Genomic DNA, 23,297 nt, shown 5'->3' on the forward strand with positions numbered 1-23,297 from the left:
CTGTTCCTTAATGGGCTGCAGCCGATGTGGCAGATGCGGACTGAGCCACTGGCGTTAGCTGCGCAGCTTGTGCGCCCGGTGCTTTCGCGTACCAGTGGTCAATGACCCAGTCTTCGTACAGGTAGGAATTCGGCACAGTTTTCGGAAAGCCGAGGGTGGTCTTGTAGCCAATGCGCGCGCCCGGTGCGTAATACTCCGGCACCAGATAGAACGAATAGATCAACACGCGATCCAGCGCACGGGTCGCAGCCTCCAGATCGTCGAGATTGGTAGCGGAAAGCGCGGAGTGAATTAGCGAATCGACCGCCTTCGAACGAATGCCCATATAGTTTTCGGAACCGACTTCGGAGGCAGCCGCACTACCAAAGCGGCGTGTCAGTTCGGCGCCCGGAATCGTGACCGGCGGATAAATGAAGGTGGTCATGTCGTACTCGAAATTGTCCAGACGCTTCTCGTACAATGCGCTGTCGATTTCGCGCATATGCGCCTGAATGCCGAGCATGCCGAGCGCCTGCATATACGGCAGGATCAGACGATCCATGCCGGGCTGATCGTCCATGATCTCGATCGTCATCGGCGTACCGTTGGCGTCGCGCAACGCGCCGTCGCGATAGTGCCAGCCGGCTTGCGCCAGCAGATCGCGGGCAACGCGCAAATTGCCGCGCAAGGAATTCGGCGGAATCGTGTCGGGTTGCTTGAACATCGGACCGAACACTTCAGGCGGCACGCTGCCGCGCAGCGGCTCGAGCAGCGCCAGTTCTTTCTGACCCGGCATGCCGGTTGCGCCGAACGGACTTGCTTCGAAATAGCTGCTGGTACGCCGGTATTGCCCATAGAACATCATCCGGTTCATCCAGTCGTAGTCGAGTGCCATCGTCAGAGCATGACGCACGCGCGCATCCTGGAACATCGGCTTGCGCATATTCATCAGCATGCCCTGCATCTGCGCAGGACCGTCGGCGAACTCGCCTTTCTTCAACAGGCCATTGTCGAAGTTCTTGCCGACATATTTACGCGCCCATTGCGTCGCGCCGTATTCGACAATGACGTCCGCGTCGCCCGCCTTGAAGGCTTCGAGTTGCGTGTAATGCTCGCGGTACAGATTGAAGGTGACGCGCTCAAAACGGAACATGCCGCGTCGCGACGGCAGATTCGCCGCCCAGTAGTCAGGGTTACGGCGATACGAAATCTGCTTGTCGTTTTTGCGCCCCTCGATCAGGTAGGCACCGCTGCTGATCGGTGGGGTGGAAGAAACCTGGTCGAACGGGAGACGTTTGCCATTGGCCTCCATGCCCCACTTCGGCGAGAAGATCGGCAGGTCACCGACGATCAGCGGCGCATCGCGTTCGGGATGCTTGAAATCGAAACGAATTGTGCTTTTATCGACTACGGTCGCACTTTTGATGATCGAAAATTGCGCGTTGAAAAGCGGCGATGCCTGTGGACTCGCCAGCGTGTCGTACGAATATTTGACGTCGGCGGCGGTGATCGGGTCGCCGTTCGAAAAGCGTGCGGCGGGATTAATGTGGAACGTGGCTGACGTCAGGTCCGGTGCGACCTCAACGTCATCTGCGATCAGCGGATATTCGGAGGCCAGTTCGTCCCAGCTACGCTGCATCAGCGTATCGAACATCAGATTGAGGATGTCGGGCGCGGGCGCGCCACGCACCAGAAATGGATTCAGCGAATCGTACGTTTGCAGTTCGCTGTAGTTTTCGAAACTGAGCGAACCGTTAGTGGGCGCGTCGGGATTCGCGTAGTCGAAATGCGTGAAATCCGCGGGATATTTCGGCTGGTCGTACTGTGAAATCGACGGCTTCGCCTGCGCCGTCATCGGCATCGCTCCGCATACCGCTAATAGGCCAGGCACAGCGACAACGGCGGCCAGGATGCTCGCGGCGCGGCGCACCGCGCCGAGCAAACATCCAGTCGCGTCGTGCAGGCGCAGCAGTCCGGAATTCATCATTCTTATCATCAGCCCATACAGTGCGCACCGGCTCGTGACCTGCGCGCGATTCGTCCTGCGGCGCGAGTACAGCCTGTTGGCTTTACCGGCGCACGCTGGCCCAGTGCAACGACAGGCAACCTGCGCCGCCGTATCGTGAGTCGCTGCTTAAAGCACACCGCTCCGGTTCCTTGCACGAACGGAACCGGAGCGGCTCTTCCATCAGATCAACTGCCGGACATCAGAACTTGTACGTTGCGCCGATCTGCGCGAAACGGCCGATGTACGTGTATATCGACTGATCATACCCATTCTGATCCAGCGTGCCATTCGCAAAGATCGGATCGTACGGCGGTGTACGGTTGAAGATGTTGTCGATGCCACCGTAAATCGTCCAGTGCTTGAAGCCCGTGTACGTCATCATCAGGTTGAACTGGCTATACGATCCCACCTTGTTCGGCTGGGCCGCCAGATTCTGCGCGTACGGACCCGTGAACTGCCATGTCAGCGCTGCGTCGAACTTGTGGTACGTCCAGTCCAGAGTGGTGTTGCCTCTCCAGCGCGGGAAGCTGCCGCCGAACGGCTGCGTGAGGGTGTAGTTGTTACCCGCACCGTTTATCGGCGAGGAGCCCAGGAAGCCGAGCTTGAAGCTGTCCACGTAAGCCCAGTCACCCGACAAGGTGAACGTACCGGCGGTCGACGTCGGCAGCGACTGGCGGAACGTGCCTTCGAAGCCGTTTGTGTCGAGGTAGCCGAGGTTCTGATACGGGATGACCTTGTACAACACGTCGCCCGTGGTCGGGTCAGTGGCGATCTGCGAAGGCGTGCCCTGGCCGATCACGTTATCGACGCGAATCTTGTACCAGTCAAAGCCAACATCGGTTGTACGGGTGGGCGATAACTGGAAGCCGATGTTGAAGTTACGCGTGTGCTCCGGCGCCAGGTTCTGATTACCCTCTGTGATCGAGGTGTAGTTCAGGCCGGTTTTCGGGTCCACCTGGATCCCCAGCGTCTGCGACTTGCTGTCCTCAACGAACGTCGGCGCACGGAAACCGCGGTCGTATGAGGTGTACATCGTGAGCGCCTGAACCGGCTGATAGCGCAGCGCGAAGCGCGGCGAGAACGCACCGCCCACATCGCTGTAGTGGTCGTAACGACCCGACTGGCTGAAGGTCAGGTTACGCAAAATCGGAATGTCCACCTGGTAATACACGGCCGCCACGTTGCGCTGGCCGTTCACCGTCTGGAGATTCGGATTGATGACCAGGCCGTCTTCGAATGCCCCACCCGGGTTGAGCACTTCGCTCTGGTGCGTGAACTGCGCACCGAACCCGAGGCCCACGTCGCCCGTCGGGAGGTGGAACAGTTCCGGCGTAGACAATGTCGCGTCAACAGTATCGAGCTTCGAGATACCCAGATTGTCCGCATCCATGTACAGCCCGTTGAACGCATTGGGCGTAGCTGACGGATTCGCGAAATTCAGTGTCCCGTTCTGATAAATATTGTTCAGTACATCGGAATTAATCTGGTTCGTGTAGGTGTTCGCGACCGTGCTTTGCGAGTGGCTGACCGACGTCGCCCAATCCCATTCACCGTTCGGCAGGTTGAACGAACCCTTAACGCCCGTGGATGCACGCCAGTACGTGGCAGTCGTCTTCTCCGAGATCGAGTTCGGGAAAGCGTACGTGAGCGGCGTGGCAACCCCGAACGGGTTGTACGGGTTGCTCGCCGGCACCACCGTGCTAAACGGGGTAAGCAGCTTCGTCTGCGGATTCAGCACGAGGGTTGGGTTCTGCGGATTGCCGACCACGTTACCCCACAGACCGTCGTTGGTGGTGGTCGAGTTGCTGCTGACCAGGAAGTCGCCGAACGCTGTCGTCGTATCGTTGATCTTGAAGTCAGCATGAACCTTCGCGTTGAGACGCTCGGTCATCGGCGCGATGGATGTGCCTTCCGCGGTGTTGAAGCCGCAAACCGTGCCCGGCAAGCCGGCAGTCAGCGAGTTGGTGGCTGCGGGATGCACCGAACCGCCGGACGGACAGCCGCTCAGCGCCTGCACGCTGCCGTCGGGCATATTCCAGTACGACGGCGCAAGCAACGAAAGGCCGCCCGCCTGGCTGGTGAAGTCCTGGTTACGTGTCGAGTCGCGGTCTGCGAGCGTGAAGCCATTCGACTTGTAGTAGCTCGCGGCGGCCGTCACGTTGAAGCGATCGGAGTTGAGATCGCCAAAGCCGCCGAGCACGCCGAATTTGGTCGTGCCGGCACCACCGCCACCATTAATGGCGCTACCGTAGCTGCCGTCGAGTTGCAGCCCCTGGAAGTCGTGCTTCGTGATGATGTTGACCACGCCCGCGATAGCATCCGAACCGTATTGCGACACGGCACCGGTCTTGACGATTTCGATGCGGTCGATGGAGTTCAACGGCAGCGTGTTCAGGTCGAAGAAGGAGTCGACGCTGTTCGAGAAGAACGCGAACGGCGCAACGCGCTGTCCATCCACCAGCACCAGTGTATATTTTTCGCTGAGGCCGCGCAGTGCGATACCCGCAGCGCCTGCGGCAAAGTTGCCGGACTGGCCTTCGCTCCAGCTATTAGCCGAGTTGGCCGCGGTGTCGCGCAGAAAATCGGAAACAGTCGTGGCGCCGCTATTCTGAATGTCTTTCTGCGTAACCGTCTGAACCTGGTTGAAACCGACCTTGTCCGAGCTGCGGATCAGCGAACCGGTCACTTCGAATTTCTTCAGTTGCTGGACGCCTTTACCAGCCGGCGTCGCGGTGTTGTTGTCCGCGGACGGTGTTGCAGCGGTGCCCGATGCCGGAGTCGCAGCCGCTGCCGGCGTGCTTTCCGTCGTCGCGCCTGCCGCGGTCCCGGTGGTGGCCGGCTGGCTTTGTGCAAACGCCGGTACGGCGATTACGGCCGACAATGCCAGTTCAGCCCAGACTATTCTTTTGATGGCCAGCGCCAATGCCCTTTGTTTCATTTTCCCCTTCCCGCTCGTCAATAAGGCCACAGCTGTGTGTGAAGAGAGGTCTTGTGAACCTCTCCACTCGATATACGGCGATCTTGCGCCGCGCTCCGTTAAAGCTGCCCCGTCCTCCTGATGCCCGGAGAACCGGTCAACAGCGCACCGGAATCACCCAATACAGGCAGGAAGACGGGACACTTCATAAACATTAATATCGGACTACTTATTTATTACAAACGAAATGCGCAGCGCTTTCTAATTGTTTTCATCTCTACTATTTCGGGTGATGACTCAGGCCGCATCTTTCTGCCTGATCAATCCCGAATCAAGCCTTAAGTAATGCTTAAAAATCATGAGCGAATGCTTTTCACGAAAACATGGAGCAAAGGCATCTAAAACAATCTTGGCGTGCCCACCCACACAACCAACGCTTCTTCACGGGCGGTATTGCACCAGGCGTGCGGCACGGTGGACTCGTAGTGCGCGGTGTCACCCGCCTGCAATACGAACGTTGTACCTTCCAACGTGAGCGATATCTGGCCGCTCATCACGTACAAAAACTCTTCCCCTGCATGCGTCGTGACTTCCGATGGGTTCTGTCCCACCGGCATCCTGACGAGAATGACTTCCAGCTTGCTGCCGACTGAGAGATTCGTCAGCCGTCCAAAAAGATTCGCGGTTCCGTCGAACCCGAAGTATTTAAGCTCACTCCCTCTACGCACCGACCTGTCTTCGGTTGGCGTATCGACGAAGTACTGCACCGTCACACCTAAAGCCCGAGCAATGCCGACTAGCGACGTAATCGAAGGCGTTGCACGGCCTCGTTCCACCTGTGACAAAAAAGGCTTTGAAATGCCTGCCATGGTTGCCACTTCATCCAGCGTGCGCTTGAGTCGTTGGCGAAGCGCGCGGATTTTGCTTCCTATAGAAACTGCGACCTGTGCCTTGTTATCGAGTGGCAAAACCATAGCAAGACAGAATCCCGTAGTCAAAATTAGTTTGATAAAACCAAACTATGTTTTATCGGATGCAACATCCTCCCTAAGACATGCGCCATATGTCTGGTTAGTTGCCGCGATGGGTGGCTCAATCACTGCAATCGTCGGGACACTTTCGTACTTACCGCAAACCGGGCGATGGTTGCGCGTGCAACCACGCGCGTCCATTTGCGATGGCCCGCGTTCCATGCCTCGATAACGTACCGCCCGGCTCGACGTATGGATACCACTACGGCACCTCGCAAAATGGAACATATCGGGAACAGAATGCGGTTACTTCGATGCCACCAGCACCCACAAACGGGCGAGGTCGGCCGAACCGTCGGCACCCTTCACCGCACGGAAGGTTTGCACTGCACGCGCTTTATCGCCTGCAATGTAGTACGCCTCACCGAGATGCAGTTGCGCCTGGTCCGGGTGATCGATTCCGCCCTTCGCGATCGCAGCGTCCATGGCTGTCAGCCCCTGTTTGGCCTGCCCCGCGAAGACCTGGTTGAAGCCGATGTCGACCGGCGCGACGGGATTCGCGGGATCGGCCGGCGCTTGCGCCCGTTTTGCGGCGAGCGCCTGCAGCCGCCTCTCGCGATCTGCTTGCGCATCGTGGCCGAGAACGCCTGAGGCAAAGCCCTGGTCGATGATCTGTTTGCCTTCGGCCGTGGTGCCCGCCACGATCGCGAGCTGCGTCATCTCCATGTAATCGTCGGCGGTGGTGAGCGAGCCGGTCGCGCGGCGCAGGCGGTAGGTGTCGATATCGAGCGCCGACGAATAGCCAGGCTTGCTGCGAATCGCGTTGAACAGATCGTCCCAGTAAGACTGCTTCGGATGATAGGCAACCAGCTTTTCGAGCGTGCTGCGATACGTCGCATCATCTTTTACGCGTTGCGCGCACGTGCCGAGCAGTTGCAGTTGCGACTCGTCAGGTGCATGACCGGCGCGCACTTCTGCATCGACGCCAGGCTTGAGCAGGTTCACCACACTGCCGCAATCGTTTGACAGGTAGTAAGACTGCACAAGCAAAGTGCGCATGTCGGGATCGCTGCCACCCGACTTCAGATAGCGCTGCGCGACCTTCGCGGCCTGTGCGTAGTTTTTCTGCTGGAAGTAGATGCCTGCGAGTGCCGCGGTTGTGCGTTGCTCGTCAGCACCGGTCAGGCGTCCAGAACTCAACAGGGTTTCGTAGGCCTGGGCAGCCACACCGGATTCGCCGGCCGCCGCTGCCGCGGCGCCGCGCATCTCCTGAACCATGTAGCTTTCATAAGCCGTTTTGCCAGGAACTGCGTCGGCCTGATCGATCTTCGTCAACGCATCTTTGTATTTGTGCGCGCGATACAGATCCTGCGCGGCGTTCAGCGGCTTCGCCACATCCGGTCGCAAGCTATCCGCGGCATGAGACGTGACCGGCAGCATCGCAAGCGCGGACAGCCCTCCGATAGCGGCAGCAACAACGGCGCGCTTGAATCGTAGATGGATCGTTAGCATTCCACTTCCCTATTGCATGTACTGCTCGTTGCCGATCAGGCCGATTTTCGTCGCGCCCAGTCGTTGCGCGGACGCCATCACCGCTGCGACATCCTTGTACGGCACCAGCTTGTTAGGCCGCAGATGGATTTCCGCCTGAACCGGTTCGGCCGCCACCTGCGCAAGCCTCGACTCGAGCGCCGCGCGGTCCGGCACCGGCTGGCCGTTCCAGGTCGTGGTGCCGTCGAAGTCGATATCGATTTGCACCACTTCCGGCTGCGTGATCGGCGGCGGCGGATTGCCCACCGGCAAGTTCATCTTGATGGCGTGCGTCTGGATTGGAATCGTGATGATCAACATGATCAGCAACACCAGCATCACGTCGATCAGCGGCGTGGTGTTGATATCGACCATCACATCCGGCTCGGCACTACCACCGCCCGAAGATACGTTCATCCCCATAACCTTCTCCTGTCGACCGGACTTGGTGCTTTAGCACTTAGTCCGGTCCCATGCAAAGCTGTCGACCGGACTTGGTGCTTTAGCACTTAGTCCGGTCCCACGCAAAACTAGCCGCCGCGCGCGGGCGGCTCGGTAATAAACGAGACCTTGGCGATACCGGCGCGCTCGCACTCGGTAATGACCCGGCCGATGAATTCATAACGCGCGCTCTGGTCACCACGAACGTGCACTTCCGGTTGCGGCGTCATGACCGACACGGTTTTCAGGCGTGCCAGCAGCGTAGGCCCATCCACCTGCTTCTCGTTCCAGAAGAAATCGCCGTCGCGGTTGACCGCGATAACGATACTTTTGGGCGTGGTCTGCAACGGCTGGATCGTCTCTTTCGGCAATTGCACCGGCACCGTATGTGTCACCACCGGAATCGTGATCAGAAAGATGATCAGCAGGACCAGCATCACATCGACGAGCGGCGTGGTGTTGATACTGGAGATGACCTCGTCGCTATCATCCTGCCCAACGCTCATAGCCATAACAGACTCCGCTTATTGGGCCAGCGATGCTTCACGAGCCGAAGCGCGCGCCGAGCGCCGGCTGCCCGCGAGCAGGACAGTGTGCAGTTGTGCGCCGAATGTACGAACACGCTCCATCACCGACTTGTTGCGGCGAACCAGGAAGTTGTAGCCGAGCACCGCCGGCACAGCCACGGCAAGGCCGATCGCGGTCATGATCAGCGCCTCGCCTACCGGGCCCGCGACCTTGTCGATCGAAGCCTGGCCGGCGATACCGATCGCCGTCAGCGCGTGATAAATGCCCCACACCGTACCGAACAGACCGACGAACGGCGCTGTCGAGCCGACTGTGCCGAGGAACGCCAGACCGTCTTGCAGACGATTCGACACGTTGGTGATGGCACGTTCGACCGATGTATCGATCCACGTGTTGCGGTCGACGGCTTCGAGCAGTGCTTCGTCATGATGCTCGCCTGCCTCGATCGCCGTTTCGGCGATGAAGCGGAACGGCGAGGCTTCGTCGAGCAGCTTCGCGCCTTCGACCAGTGACGGCGCAGTCCACAGTTGTTCGTCGGCGCTCTTTGCACGACGGTTCGCACGGAACTGCTCGAAGAACTTGGTGATCATGATGTACCAGCTACCCATCGACATGAGCACCAGTAGAATCAGCACGAAACGCGCAACGAAGTCGCCGTTCTTCCAGAGCGCGCCGAGACCGTACGGGTTATTGACGGTTTCGGACGTGGCCGGCGCCGGCGGCGGTACCGCAAGGTCTGCGGCCGGGGCGGCCGTTTGCGGTGCGGCGGTGGCCGGCGCAACTGCCGACGCGGTAGCGTCGCTAGCTTGCGCATGAGCCATTTGCGGTGCCACAAAGGTATCCACCGTGGTTACGGCGAACAACATGGTTGCCGCCAATGCGGCGAGAGTACGCTTCTTCATGCCTGCTCCAAGTTCATTAGTACAACTTCTAAACTAAGACTGATAAATCGCTACCGGTACCGAACAGCCTGTGAATTCAGTTCAAGTTGAACGAGAACGGAACTTGCACACGGACAGCCTGGCCTTGGGAAACGCACGTGAACTGCTTGACCGCGTTGAACGCAGCGCGATCGAGTGAAGAATCGTCCGCCGACTTGGCAACACGCTCATTCGTAATATGGCCCTGCGGATCGACTACGAATTCAATCAGCACATCACCCGTCACGTTGTTTTCCTGCGCTTCCTTCGGGTAGCGAATCGACGAACGGATCTGATCCGAGTTCGGGCACACAACCCCTACTTCAGCACTCACAGGCTTGCTCGGCGCGGGCGGTGCCGGCGGTGCGGGCGCCACGGCGGGTGCCGATACGACCGGTGCAGCCTGATGCGTGATGGTCGGCTGCGGCGGCGTTTGCACCTGCACTTCCGGCGGCGGCACGAACGGAGGCGGGGGCGGTGCGAACTTCGGCGGCGGCAATTGCACGGTAGGCAACGGCGGCGGAGGCGGCGGCTTTACCGGCTCGATGATTTTCGTTTCGATAGGATGCTGGATGACCTGCACGACCTTGGTGGCCAGGCCGTTGACGAGTGCGTAGATCAGCACGACGTGCAGGAGCAGAACAACTGCGATACCGCCGAAGCGGCGTACTGGGTTTTGCTGCTTGCGCCCAAACTCACGTGGGCGTCCTGGCCTATCCATACGGGCCGTTGCTGCCGGGAATTGCCCTTCGACTTTCGTACCCACCTTTACTCCTCCGGCGTGAACCGTCCATTTCTGTAACTGCAGCGCGCTTACATACGGCAACAACGTTCACTTCAGACAACCGCATCCATTGCTCAGGCCTTTGATTTGCAGTCCAAAATTTATGTTACTGAGCCCAACTCTGATGCAATGGCATGGGTACGGCGGTGAGACGCCATGGCGGCACTTCGCACTCACTAGTCGAACCGCAATCTAAGTAGAACTACTAATAGATTAAATTCGACTCGCTCATTTCCGTCTGGCGTGAACAGCTGGAGACAATTTGATCGAAGCGCGCAGCGGCTTCTGAACTTTTTGCGCGATTGTCACCCGCGTTTCATGGGAGGCAACAATAGCAGGACAAAAAATGTGCGGTCAAACTTTTTTTGATGGGAGCATACTAAGTTTAGAGAGAAAACTCTAACTAATGCCGTATTCGCGTCGCTTTAAAAGAATAAGCGTGTGTCGAACAGATACCAGCGCGCCTATCGTGACTCGCTGATTGGGACGCCGCTACCATTGCGACATTCCGTGACACGCCATGAACTGTGGGCGGATCACCGGTGGTACGTGGCGCAAAAGCCCGATGGGCGGGCCTTCCACGATAGCTGCATAGGAACCGGAGCGGATCGCTAACAGGTTGTCTAACGTGATGGCCGAGCGCCGACCAAAGCCCGACGTCGACGGCGAGAAGATAGCAGAAGGAAAACGGTGTTTGAAACTCTTTTTAGCGGTATTTACGACACTCTAAATACGCATTTCAATTACGTCATTCTGATTATTACAAAATCATACTAAATAATTACATATAGCCAACGAAACCGATAATGGCCGGCTTCGACATGCCGGGCACCTCGACAACACGTTCATGGCATTCAAGCGGACGTTGGATGTGAGTAATCTGGGCGCGTACGAATCATCAGACTGAGTGACCAGCGTGGAGCGGCGCGAAGCTCGTTGCGCCGCTCCACAGCCTCAACCGTTGGTTCCTTCGCCCGCGACCACCGCCGTGTCGTTCTGTGTTCGCGCGAGCACGGAACGCAACGCCGCACCTGTGTGGCTGGCGGCGACGCGGACCAGTCCTTCGGGATCCGTAGCAGCGACGATTGTGCCGCCACCCACACCGCCTTCAGGACCGAGATCGATGATCCAGTCCGCTTCGGCAATCACGTCGAGATCGTGCTCGATGACGACTACGCTATGACCGCCGTCCGCGAGACGATGCAGCACGCGAATCAGCTTCGCGACGTCTGCCATATGCAGGCCGACAGTCGGTTCGTCCAGCACATACAACGTATGCGGGGGCTTCTGACCACGCCGCGTGATGTCGTCACGCACCTTGCTCAGCTCGGTGACAAGCTTGATACGCTGCGCTTCGCCCCCCGACAACGTAGGCGACGGTTGCCCAAGCGTCAGATAACCGAGCCCGACATCTTTCATTAACTGCAGTGGATGCGCGATGTTCGAGATCGGCGCGAAGAACTCGACGGCCTCGTCGATTTCCATGGTCAGCACGTCGCCGATATTCTTGCCGCGCCACGTGACCGCCAAGGTCTCAGGGTTGAAGCGTTGCCCGTGGCAAACGTCACACGGCACCTTCACATCGGGCAAGAAGCTCATGCCGATGGTCCGCACGCCCTGCCCTTCACAAGCCGGGCAACGGCCCTCGCCGGTGTTGAACGAAAAACGCGACGCCGTGTAGCCGCGCGCACGCGCTTCGAGCGTGCCGGCGAACAGTTTGCGGATCGCGTCCCACACGCCGATGTAGGTTGCTGGGCACGACCGCGGTGTTTTGCCGATTGGTGTCTGATCGACTTCGAGCACACGGTCGATGGTTTCCCAGCCTGTGATCGCATCGCACCCTTGCCATGCATGCGTGACGTTCAGCGGCGCACGCGGCGCCGTACGCGCCAGTACGCTCGAACGCCGGTTCGCCGCCGGCTGGGTTTCTGCCGCTGCGCGCGCACGCCGCGTAGCCGGCGACGACAGCACCGAGCGCCCCACCGCATCCAGCAAATTGGCCATCAGCACATCGCGGGCGAGCGTTGATTTGCCCGAACCGCTCACGCCTGTCACCGCCACCAGCCGTGAAAGCGGAATGCCGACGGTGACGTTCTGCAGGTTGTGCAGTTTGCCGCCATGCACCGTTAGCCAGTTCTCCGGCACCGCAGCGGCACGTTTGGTCGGCGCAACGACCTCGCGGCGCGGCTGTAACGGGTGCACGATCGGATGAGCGAGAAACTGCCCGGTCAGCGAATCGGGCTGCGCCGACAGATCGGCTACCGTGCCCTGCGCGACCAGCGTGCCGCCACGCTTGCCCGCGCCTGGTCCGATATCGATGATGTGATCAGCACGCCGAATCGTGTCCTCGTCGTGCTCGACCACCACCAGCGTATTGCCCTTTTCACCCAGCTTGCGCAAGGCGTTGAGCAGAATCTGGTTATCGCGCGGATGCAGACCGATGGTTGGCTCGTCGAGCACGTAGCACACGCCTTGCAGGTTGCTGCCCAGTTGCGCGGCGAGCCGGATACGCTGCGCTTCGCCGCCCGACAGGCTCGGCGCCGCGCGATCAAGACTCAGATAACCGAGCCCGACTTCTTCCAGAAATTGCAGGCGGCTGCCGATTTCGCTAACCACGTCGCGTGCGATTTCTGCGTCTCGCCCGGTCATCTCCAACGTGTCGATCCAGGCGCGCGTGTCGGACACCGTCCATTGCGCGACGTCGACAATCGCCTGCTGGCCGAACGTGACTGCGCGCGCGGTTGGATTCAAACGCGTACCGGCGCAATCCGCGCACGGTTCGTCGACGAGACCTTCCGGTTCCTGCTCCTCGGAAGGCAAGCTCTGTTCGCGGCCGCGATTGTCGTCGACGATCACCGTATCGTCGTACGCCGCGCGTTGTTCGCGCGTCAATGCGAGACCCGTGCCGACGCATGTCGTACACCAACCATGCTTGCTGTTGTACGAGAACATGCGCGGGTCGAGTTCGGGATAGCTCGTGCCGCATACCGGACAGGCACGTTTGGTGGACAGCACCTTCACCGTACCGAGTTTTGCCGTGGGACGGCCGCCGCTGATCGCGTCATGCAAACCGTCGAGCGGCGCCAGCAGATGCATGACGCCCTTGCCGATTTCCAGCGTCTGGTCGAGCGCCCGGCGCAGTTCCGCTTCGTTGTCCGGCGACACGACGAGGTCGGTCACCGGCAACTCAATGGTGTGCTCGCGGAACCGATCGAGCTTCGGCCACGGGTCCACCGGCACGAACTCGCCGTCCACACGCAGATGCGTATTGCCACGCGCCTTCGCCCACTTCGCGAGATCGGTATAGACGCCCTTGCGGTTCACGACCAGCGGCGCGAGGAAGCCAACGTGCTGCCCTTTGTGATCGCGCAGCAATTGCGCTGCAATCGATTCGATGCTTTGCGAGGTGACCGGCGTGCCGTCGTGGAGGCAATGTTGCAGACCGAGCTTCACATACAGCAGACGCAGGAAGTGCCACACCTCGGATGTGGTCGCCACGGTACTCTTGCGGCCACCGCGCGACAAACGCTGCTCGATCGCGACGGTGGGCGGAATGCCATATACCGCGTCGACCTCGGGCCGCCCTGCCGGCTGCACAATGGAACGCGCGTACGCGTTTAGCGATTCGAGGTAACGGCGCTGCCCTTCGTGGAACAGAATGTCAAAGGCCAGCGTGGATTTGCCCGAACCGGACACGCCGGTAATCACGTTGAACTTGCCGTGCGGAATATCCACATCCAATGCTTTCAGATTGTGCTCGCGCGCATTGACGATGCGCACCACGTCCTCACCTTCGATTGCCCGCCGCGCACGCGCCGCGCTCAGCGCCTTTTGTAACGGAATACCCTGCGACGCCGGTCCGGCCGCCGCGTTCATGGCGCGGTCGTATTGCAGCAACGCCACGCCGGTGTGCGATTCCGGGCACAGCTTGACGTCTTCCGGCGTGCCCGCGCAGAGCACCCTGCCGCCGCCATCGCCACCTTCAGGACCGAGGTCGATCAGCCAGTCGGCCGCACGGATCACGTCGAGATTGTGTTCGATCACGATCAGCGAATGTCCGCCCGCCAGCAGCTTGCCGAATGCCTGCATCAGCTTGGCAATGTCGTCGAAATGCAGGCCGGTGGTCGGCTCGTCGAACATGAACAGGCGCTTGGCGACCGCCTGCTTTGTGCTGCGCGCGGTGCGCGCCTGCGCCGATTCCGCGAGGAAGCCAGCAAGCTTGAGCCGCTGTGCTTCGCCGCCGGATAGCGTGGGCACCGGCTGGCCGAGCTTCACGTATTCGAGACCCACGTCGACGATCGGCCGCAGCACACGTAATACTTCGGCATCCTTCGAGAAGTAGGCAGTGGCTTCGCTCACCGTCAATTCCAGCACGTCGGCAATGCTCAAAGCACGCGCGGGCTCACCGCGCTCGATTTTCACTTCAAGCAGTTCCGCGCGATAACGGCGCCCATCGCAATCCGGGCAGCGCAGGTAGACGTCGCTCAGGAACTGCATTTCGATGTGCTCGAATCCCGAACCGCCGCAGGTCGGGCAGCGCCCGTCGCCGGAGTTGAAACTGAACATGCCGGGTCCGTAGCCGCGTTGCTGCGCGAGCGGTGCCTTGGCGAAGAGCTTGCGGATTTCATCGAATGCGCCGACATAGCTGGCCGGATTCGAGCGCGCGGTCTTGCCGATCGGCGACTGGTCGACGAATACGACATCCGTGACCTGGTCGGCGCCCGTCAGGCTCCTGAATGCACCGGGCGATTCGGTGGCGAGACCAAAGTGCCGGGCCATGGCCGGATACAAAACGTCCTGCAACAAGGTGGACTTGCCGGAGCCCGACACGCCTGTCACGCAGACGAGCCGCTCCAGCGGAATCTCGACGGTGACGTCGCGCAGATTATGTTCGGTCGCGCCTTCAAGCACGATGCGCGGCGTACTGTCGTTCACTGGACGTTGTGACCAGTGCGCCGCGTCCGCCACATGCCGGCGACCACCCAGGTACTCACCGGTCAGCGTGCCGGACGAGCGGATCGCCTCCGGAACGCCGTCGTAAATGATCGAGCCGCCGCGTTCACCTGGCCCTGGGCCCATGTCGATCAGACGATCTGCAGCGAGCATCACCGAGGGGTCGTGTTCGACCACCACCAGCGTATTGCCCGCGTCGCGCAGCCGATGCATCGCCTCGACGATCCGGTTCAGATCGCGCGGATGCAGGCCGATGCTCGGCTCGTCGAGCACGAACAGCGTTTTGGTGAGCGACGTGCCGAGCGCCGTGGTCAGGTTGATCCGCTGCACCTCGCCGCCCGACAGCGTACGGCTTTGCCGGTCGAGCGTCAGATAGCCGAGCCCGACGTCGCAGAGATATTTGAGGCGCGTACGTACTTCGGCAAGCAGCAGCTTGAGTGCATCGTCCAGCAATGCGCTCGGCAGACTAATCTCGTCGAAGAAACGCCGGATGCGCTCGATCGGCATCAACATCAGATCGTGCACGGTGAGACCCGGCAAAGACGCCAGTTGTGCACGCGTCCAGTCGACGCCGCGCGGCATGAAGCGCTTTTCGGGTGCCAGCCCCTCGTCCGCATTCTGTTTGCTGCCGAGGCGCCACAATAGCGATTCCGTTTTCAGACGCGCGCCGCCACAGGTCTCGCACGGTGTATAGCTGCGGTACTTCGACAGCAGCACGCGGATGTGCATCTTGTACGCTTTCGATTCGAGATATTCGAAGAAGCGTTTCACGCCGTACCAATGACTTTGCCACTTGCCGTTCCAATCCGGCGAACCGTTGATAACCCAGTCGCGCTCGGCATCCGTCAACTCGCCCCAGGGCGTGCCGCGGCGGATATCGGCTTTCGCCGCATAGCGCATCAGGTCGTCCTGGCACTCTTTCCAGGCCGGTGTCTGCATCGGCTTGATCGCGCCGTCGCGCAGCGTCTTGCGCGCGTCGGGAATGACCAGGCCGAGGTCGACACCGATCACGCGGCCGAAACCGCGGCAGACTTCGCATGCGCCGTAAGCCGAATTGAACGAGAACAGCGCCGGCTGCGGATCGGCGTAACGCAAGTCGCTCTCGGGGCTGTGCAGGCCGGTGGAAAAACGCCAGATTTGCGGCTCGGCTTCTTTGGCCTCCGGTGCCTCTGCCGCGGCAGGCAGCACGTAGATGTTGACCCGGCCGCCGCCGCGCTTGAGCGAGGCCTCGATGGCTTCGACCACGCGTTGCTTGTCGACCGAGGTCAAGCGGAAGCGGTCGGCCACCACGTCGAGCAGCTTGCGCTTGCCGGTGGGCGAATCGACTTCGCGCTGCGCCTGCACACGCGTGTAACCGCTCGCGGAGAGCCATTGCTCGACTTCCTGCTCCGACGCCGTGTCCGGCAACTCGACCGGAAACGTAACGACCAGCCGCGGATCGTGTTCCGCTGTGCGCTGGAGAAGCTCGGCGTAAATCGTCTCTGGCGTGTCGTGACGCACCTGCTGCGCGGTCTTGCGATCGAAGAGTTCAGCCGCGCGCGCGTAGAGCAGCTTCAGGTGATCGTTGAGTTCCGTCATGGTGCCGACGGTGGAGCGCGAACTGCGCACCGGGTTGGTCTGGTCGATCGCGATGGCAGGCGGCACGCCGTCGACCCGGTCGACTTGCGGCCGGTCCATGCGGTCGAGAAACTGCCGGGCGTAGGCGCTGAAGGTTTCAACGTAGCGCCGCTGCCCTTCCGCGTATAGCGTGTCGAACACAAGGCTCGATTTGCCGGAACCGGATGGGCCGGTAACGACCGTCATTTCGCCGGTTCGTACGTCGAGATCGATGTTCTTCAGGTTGTGCTGGCGCGCGCCGCGAATGCGGATAATTCCGTTAGATGCCAATTTTTCCGACCGTCTGAATGAGTAGAGCACCTCTCACGGACGCCTCGCGACCGCGCAAGTTCGGGACACCCGGCCAGCGGAATGACACGCCAGAAGCCGGGTTATAAGGGGATACTATACTGTATATTTATACAGTTTTCCATGCCACGGCACGGTTGCGCTGTCGCAGCGCTTTGGGCCATGAACGGAGATGCTGAACGTGCCCCGATCAGCCGGTGAGCAAGCGTTGTGCCGCTTCAGAAGGGACCGTTCAGCGTTCAGGAAGTGGCGGCGCAGGGTGGGAATTGCAAGGGCTTCCAGCGTAGCGCCACGCCGGAAGCCGGATTCAGCCGGGGCTAGCCGGGTCTAGCCGTAAACGCTTTCCACGCTGAGCCGGCCCGCCATCGGCACCGATTCCGAAGCGGGCTGGGTCGCTCCGCTTTCGCCCAGCGCGTAAGCCACGCAGCATTTTGCCAAGACCTCGGCCGGGTCGACAAACCGCACCGTCCGCTCGCCTGGCCGGACCAGCGTCGAGCCGTGCAGCAGCAGCGGCAACTCGGTGCAGCCCAGCACGATGACCTGCACACCTTGCGCGACCAGGTCATCCACCGCTGCGGTAACGTCGTCGCAACACTCGCCTGACCGGTAGCCGGCCTTGGCGCCGCACGGTCCATAAATTGCGTTCATGAGCCGGGCCTGGGCAGCCGCGACCGGGGCGATCTGTACAAAGCCGCATGCATCGAGCGCTTTCTCGTAGACCCGGCTCGCAAGCGTGCCCGACGTGGCCAGCACGCCGACTTCACGCAGGCTCGGAAAGGCCTCGCGAAGATAATCGGCAGTGCATGTCAGCATATTGACGATCGGAATCGTCAACGAAGGCTGAATCCGTTCAACGAACGCATGCGCCGTATTGCACGGAATCGCGATGAGATCGGCGCCGCCCTCTTCGAGCGCTTTACAGGCCGCATAGAGCGCGAGTGTCGGATCGTCGCCGTTGCCGAGCAGCGCTTCAGTGCGATCCGGAATCTGCGGATTCTGTTCGACCATCAGCTTGATGTGGTCCTGATCGCGCGCGGCCGGTGTGTTGCGCACCAGTTTCGCCATGAAATCGACAGTCGCCGCCGGGCCGACACCACCCAGCACGCCGACCTTGAAACGCCGCTCCGGCTGCGAATATTGCGCTGCCGCCACGTAGCGCGCGTAGACCAGATTGGTATCGATGAACGGCACTTCCAGTGCGCCGAGCGCGCGCGACACCAGGGAGATTTCGGCGAGCCCGGGCAGGATGATCTCCGCGCCTTGTGCAATGAGGTCCGCGCACGCCGCGCGCAGCAACTCGACTGGCCGGCCGTGCAGATGGCCGTTTTTGATGCCTTCGTCGCCATATACGGCGCTCGTTACGCAATCGATGCCCTGTTCGTTACGCGGATGCAGCACGTCGAACTGCGCGCTGTCGAAGTAGCGTTCGAAGAGACCGTTACGGCGGATCGTGTCGGACGTCAGCACGCCGATGCGGCGGACCGACGGGAAGGCCTGCCGCACGTGCACCGAGAGTGCGGTCATGATGTTGGCGATCGGCAGCGCCACGTTCGCTGAAAGTTCGTCGATGAAGGTGTGACTGAGAAAGCACGGCAAGACGATCGCGTCGACACCGCGTTTCTCGAAAGCGCGAATCGCGTCGAACACGTGGATCTTGAATGGCACGCTCGCGACGCTTAGCAAAGCCGATCCCGTCCACGATTGCTGCTCGAGGACGAAATCGAATGGCTTTGCCGCGCCGGGCCGGCGCCAGGCCGCACTCATCCGGCTCAACACGTCGACGCCGGCGAGTGGCGACGCGCCTGTCACAACACCCAGCGAACGATGACGATACATAGTGGCTTCCCCCGTCGTTTTTATTTCGCCTTGATATTAGGACGCTTTGGGGGCTTCTGGATGTCGTTAATCACGAAATAGCGGGTTTATGCCTGGCTGGGTCCTTACTAAATGTTTGCTTACGGCGCTCCAACGTGCCGATACAAAGCAGCGAGACCCCGGCCAGGAAACTATAAAACACAGCCAGGGGCCACCATGCACCCGGATACCGATGCGCGAGCAACGTCCCAATCAAAGGCGTCAGCCCGCCAGCCAGCGCGGCACACACCTGGTAAGACAAAGAAATAGCCGAATACCGGACGCGCACCGGGAATGCGGTCGACATAAACCCGGCCATCACAGCATAGGAGCTCGACATGCACATCACCGCCAGCGCGATGCCGACCACGATCGCTACCGGTCTCCCGGTCGATACCAGCGCGAACATCGGATAGGGCGAAAGCATCGCCAACGCCGCCGCGCCCTTCAAAAACCTTCCAGTACCGATTCGCTGCGCGAACCACCCGGAACCCAGTTGCGTGAACAATTGAATAAACGCCACCACGAACAGACAATCGAGAATCAGCGAACGATCGAGCCCAAGCGTCTGCGTCGTGTAATTGAGCATGAACGTATTGACGAACCACGCTCCGGCCACACCGATTACGTTCGCACCCAGACACAGCAACACCGTGCGCCACGCGTCGCGCACCACCTCGGCGACGGGCAACGCCGCGACTTGCCGTTCCGCTTTGAGCGCCTTGAATTCAGGCGATTCGTCGACACCCGCGCGGATCAGCAGACCGACCACCAGCAGCACCGCGCTGGCAAGAAACGGGAGGCGCCAGCCCCAGCTAAAAAACGCGTCCTTATCCATCGATGCCACCGCGCGAAACGCGAGCAGCGAGAGGATCAAGCCCGCCGGACTGCCGAGTTGCGCAAATGACGCGAAGAACGTACGCCGCCCCTGCGGCGCATGTTCGCTTGCCATCAGCACCGCGCCGCCCCACTCGCCACCGATCGCGATGCCCTGCGCGACGCGCAGCAGCACCAGCAACACAGGCGCCCATACGCCGGCGTTCGCATAGGTCGGCAGGAAACCGATGCCGACCGTGCCGACACCCATGATCGCCAGCGTCGCCACGAGCGCCTTCTTGCGGCCGATGCGGTCGCCGAGGTGGCCGAACACGAGACCGCCGAACGGCCGTGCGAAAAAGCCCACGGCGAAGGTGCCGAACGAAGCCAGCGTCGCGAAGAACGGGTCGCTACCGGGAAAGAACAGCTTGCCGAAAATCAGCGCGGATGCGGTGGCGTAGATGTAAAAGTCGTACCACTCAATCGTAGTCCCGACAAATGCCGCTGCTGCGGCGCGGGTGGGTTGCCGGCCTGCGGCGTGGTCGTCTGGCTCGCGATTCATGTCTTTCGTCTCCAAGGTCGTTCTTCTGGATGGCGCGGCTTCTTCGTGCCGTCACCGGAAAACTGCCTGCTTGTACCTAGGCTTTGAGTACGCCCGCTTCGAGCAAACGGTGCTGGGTTGCAGCGTCGATACCCAGTGCGTCGAGTACATTGCGTGTGTCGCCGCCAAGCGTCGGCGGCGCATTGCGATACGTGGCCGGCGTGCGCGACAATTTGATCGGCGAAGCGGTGCCGCGATACTTACCCATCTCGATCACCATGCCGCGATGCAGCGTGTGCGGATGGCGCGCGACGACGTCGACGGTTTGCACCGGCCCGCACGGCACGCCTGCATTGATTAATGCGTGCGCGAGCGGTTCGCAATCGTGCGACGCGAGCAAGCTCTCGAGCGCGGCCTTTAGCGGCTCGCGATGCGCGCAGCGGCTGCGGTTATCCACGTACCGCGGATCGTCCGCCAGTTCTGGCGCGCCGAGATGCGCGCACAGTCGCGCGAACTGACGGTCGTTGCCGACGGCGAGAAAGATCGGTGCGGTCGCGGTGCGATAGCTGTCGTAAGGCGTGATGTTCGGATGCGCATTGCCACTGCGCTGCGGCGTACGTCCCGAGCCGAAATAGTTCGGCAGATGCGGATGCAGAAGCGACACGCCGCAGTCGTACAGTGCGATATCGATCGATTGGCCACGCCCGCTTTTCGTGCGGTCGGCGAGCGCCAGCAGAATGCCGGCCAGCGCATTCAAACCAGTCACCATATCGACGACCGGCAAACCAACGCGCGTCGCCGGCCCGTCGCGTTCGCCGTTCACGCTCATCAAGCCGGTCATCGCCTGAATCGCGGCGTCGTAACCGGGCAGACCACCGAGTGGGCCATCGGGACCGAAACCCGATACCGCGCAGTGGATCAGCTTCGGGAAACGCTCGCGCAAATCGCGCTCGTAATCCATGCCCCAGCGCGCGAGCGTGCCGGGCTTGAAGTTTTCGACCAGCACGTCGGCGTCTTCGAGCAGCTTCCACAGAATGTCACGGCCTTCGTCACGCGACAGATCGACCGCAATGCCCTGCTTGTTGCGATTCACGCCGGCGAAGTACCACGCAGTGTCACCGTAAAACGGCGGCCCCCAGCCACGCGTCTCGTCACCGCCGGGAGGCTCCAGTTTGATGACCTGGGCGCCGTGATCGGCCAGCGCCTGAGTGCAGTAAGGGCCGCCGAGTACGCGACTGAGGTCGATGACCTTGATGCCTTGCAACGCGCCTTGCGCGCTTTGCATGCTCTGTGTGCCGTTGCTCACGTATTCGGTCATTGCTTGCTCCCTGACGGCAGCAGTTGCAATGCCTGGTCGAGCGTCACACTGCGGGCATTGATCAGCGCATCGATGACGTCGCTGTCATCGGGGGACGTCTGCATGTCGAGCGGATCGAACGGCAACAGCTTGTGCCGCAACACCAGATGACTCAGCGCGAGACGCCGAAAATCCGGCGCGAGGCGCACGCCTTCGCAGGCCATGAGTACGGCCGTGCTCGCGTGATACAGCGCCGTGCCCGCCTGGCGGACCGATTCATCGCGGCCGGACTCGGCAACGCTCGCGAGCGCATCGCAAGCGCGCGTCAAGGTCGAACGCAGCACCTTCAGACTCCCGGCGGGCAAACCGGCCGCGCCGAGCAGATCCTGCAGATACGTGCGCAGCGGTTCGAGCGCGCCGTCCCGTTTCGCCGCGCGCGCGATGTCGAGCGCGACGATGTTACTGGTGCCTTCCCAGATCGACCCGAGATGCGCGTCGCGCACGAGACGCGCATCGCTCCACTCTTCGATGTAGCCGGTGCCACCACGTACTTCCATCGCGTCGCCGGTCACACGGCGGGCATCGCGGCAAGCACGGAATTTGATCAGCGGTGTGAGGATGCGCACGCATTTCGCCGCCTGCTGGTCGCCGGCGTCGGCCCTTTCGAGCAGCAAGGCGATCTGCATGAACATCGAGCGAGCCTGCTCTGCGGGCAGCATCATCTTGAGCAATTGCCGCTGCATCAGCGGCATATCGATCAGCTTGCGACCGAACGCTTCACGATTGCGCGCGATGTGCAGCGCCTCGGTCAACGCGCGGCGCATCAAGCCGGCCGCACGCACGCCGTTCGACAGACGCGACATGTTGATCATGTCGGCCATCTGGTGAAAGCCGCGCCCCACTTCGCCGATCAGATACGCTACAGCGCCTTCCAGCACGATCTCGCCGCTCGCCATCGAACGGCTGCCGAGCTTGTCCTTCAGACGCACGATTCGATAGCTGTTGCGCGAGCCGTCCGGCAAGGTCTTCGGCAGCAGAAACAGTCCAAGTCCGTTGATACCGGCTGGCGCATTGTCCACGTGCGCGAGCACCATCGCGAGATCGGCGTCGGCGTTCGAGCAGAACCATTTGTCGCCGTACAGACGCCATGCCTCTTCACCGTTCACGCCAGTTTCGAGCGCTGCGCGCGTCGCGATACGCGCAACATCCGAGCCGGCCGCCTGTTCAGTCATGAACATCGCGCCCTGAAAAAGCGTGTCGAAATCACGCGACGCCAGCATCGGCAGAAATCGCGCGACCAGTTCGGGCGCGCCGAATTTACGCAGCGTACGCGTGAGTGAGTCGGTCATGCTCACGGGACAGCACAGGCCGAACTCCGCCTGCACGAACAGGAAAGTCAACGCGTATTTCACCAGCGGCGGCGGCGCTTTCTTACCTTCGCCGGTGTCATGGCTCATCGACGCCAGACCCAATTCCGCGTAGGCCACGCGTTCGAGCGCGACGTAATCGGGATGCTTGTCGATGCTTTGCAGCGCTTCACCGCGACGCGTGCGATGGCGCAATTGCGGCGGATTCCTGTCGGCGGACAGCGCCCAGACGTCGAGTTCGGCGGAAGCCCGCTGGCCTAGTGAAACAAGTTGGTTTTCAAGTTCCCGATACAGTGCGTCGCCGAGATGCAGTTTGAGCAAACGGGCGAAATCGGGGTCGCTGCTGAAGAAATTGATGCCCCGACTGTCGGGAATATTGGACGAGCCGTGTGCCGGCTGCGCGGTGATTTCGCTCATGCGTGTCTCCTTTGTGGATGGAGCATAGAAGCGACTTCGATAATCGTCTAATACAACTTATATCCGGTA

13 protein-coding genes are annotated in these 23,297 nt (G+C 60.9%); all 13 read right to left on the reverse strand.

The genetic code is table 11. The features are described 5' to 3' along the window. Window positions 1-7 precede the first annotated feature (7 nt). Window positions 8-1,963, reverse strand: a complete 1,956-nt coding sequence (locus PQQ52_RS32625; protein WP_408220866.1) for an extracellular solute-binding protein — start codon at window positions 1,961-1,963, stop codon at window positions 8-10. Between the two features lie 223 nt (window positions 1,964-2,186). After that, window positions 2,187-4,925: a TonB-dependent receptor gene (locus PQQ52_RS32630; RefSeq protein WP_408220822.1), complete on the reverse strand. Its 2,739-nt coding sequence runs from the start codon at window positions 4,923-4,925 to the stop codon at window positions 2,187-2,189. Window positions 4,926-5,302: 377 nt separating this feature from the next. Beyond that, the gene (locus tag PQQ52_RS32635) at window positions 5,303-5,878 is read right to left on the reverse strand and encodes a helix-turn-helix domain-containing protein (RefSeq protein ID WP_408220824.1); all 576 of its coding nucleotides are present in this window, start codon (window positions 5,876-5,878) and stop codon (window positions 5,303-5,305) included. A gap of 303 nt (window positions 5,879-6,181) precedes the next feature. Then, window positions 6,182-7,387 carry a tetratricopeptide repeat protein gene (locus PQQ52_RS32640; RefSeq protein ID WP_408220826.1) on the reverse strand — a complete coding sequence of 402 codons (1,206 nt, stop codon included), beginning with the start codon at window positions 7,385-7,387 and terminating at the stop codon, window positions 6,182-6,184. A 9-nt stretch (window positions 7,388-7,396) separates the two neighbouring features. Next, window positions 7,397-7,828, reverse strand: coding sequence for an ExbD/TolR family protein (locus tag PQQ52_RS32645; RefSeq protein ID WP_169490552.1), 432 nt, complete (start codon window positions 7,826-7,828; stop codon window positions 7,397-7,399). Between the two features lie 107 nt (window positions 7,829-7,935). Then, complete coding sequence (locus PQQ52_RS32650; protein WP_074284788.1) at window positions 7,936-8,358, reverse strand: ExbD/TolR family protein; 423 nt, start codon at window positions 8,356-8,358, stop codon at window positions 7,936-7,938. A gap of 12 nt (window positions 8,359-8,370) precedes the next feature. Then, the gene (locus PQQ52_RS32655; protein ID WP_408220828.1) at window positions 8,371-9,276 is read right to left on the reverse strand and encodes a MotA/TolQ/ExbB proton channel family protein; all 906 of its coding nucleotides are present in this window, start codon (window positions 9,274-9,276) and stop codon (window positions 8,371-8,373) included. 76 nt (window positions 9,277-9,352) lie between these two features. Beyond that, complete coding sequence (locus PQQ52_RS32660) at window positions 9,353-10,015, reverse strand: energy transducer TonB (protein ID WP_408220868.1); 663 nt, start codon at window positions 10,013-10,015, stop codon at window positions 9,353-9,355. Between the two features lie 1,017 nt (window positions 10,016-11,032). After that, window positions 11,033-16,918: an excinuclease ABC subunit UvrA gene (gene uvrA / locus PQQ52_RS32665; RefSeq protein ID WP_408220830.1), complete on the reverse strand. Its 5,886-nt coding sequence runs from the start codon at window positions 16,916-16,918 to the stop codon at window positions 11,033-11,035. A gap of 345 nt (window positions 16,919-17,263) precedes the next feature. Beyond that, window positions 17,264-18,772 carry a cysteate racemase gene (gene cuyB, locus PQQ52_RS32670; RefSeq protein WP_408220832.1) on the reverse strand — a complete coding sequence of 503 codons (1,509 nt, stop codon included), beginning with the start codon at window positions 18,770-18,772 and terminating at the stop codon, window positions 17,264-17,266. A gap of 70 nt (window positions 18,773-18,842) precedes the next feature. After that, the gene (locus PQQ52_RS32675; protein WP_408220834.1) at window positions 18,843-20,168 is read right to left on the reverse strand and encodes an MFS transporter; all 1,326 of its coding nucleotides are present in this window, start codon (window positions 20,166-20,168) and stop codon (window positions 18,843-18,845) included. A gap of 76 nt (window positions 20,169-20,244) precedes the next feature. Continuing rightward, entirely contained in the window at window positions 20,245-21,432 is a 1,188-nt protein-coding gene (locus PQQ52_RS32680; protein WP_408220870.1) for a CaiB/BaiF CoA transferase family protein, read from the reverse strand. A 29-nt stretch (window positions 21,433-21,461) separates the two neighbouring features. Further along, on the reverse strand, window positions 21,462-23,228 hold the full coding sequence (locus tag PQQ52_RS32685) for an acyl-CoA dehydrogenase family protein (RefSeq protein ID WP_408220836.1): 1,767 nt from the start codon (window positions 23,226-23,228) through the stop codon (window positions 21,462-21,464). Window positions 23,229-23,297: the final 69 nt, after the last annotated feature.

Origin of the sequence: Paraburkholderia sediminicola (genome assembly GCF_046030555.1) — a bacterium.
Classification (GTDB): domain Bacteria; phylum Pseudomonadota; class Gammaproteobacteria; order Burkholderiales; family Burkholderiaceae; genus Paraburkholderia; species Paraburkholderia sediminicola_E.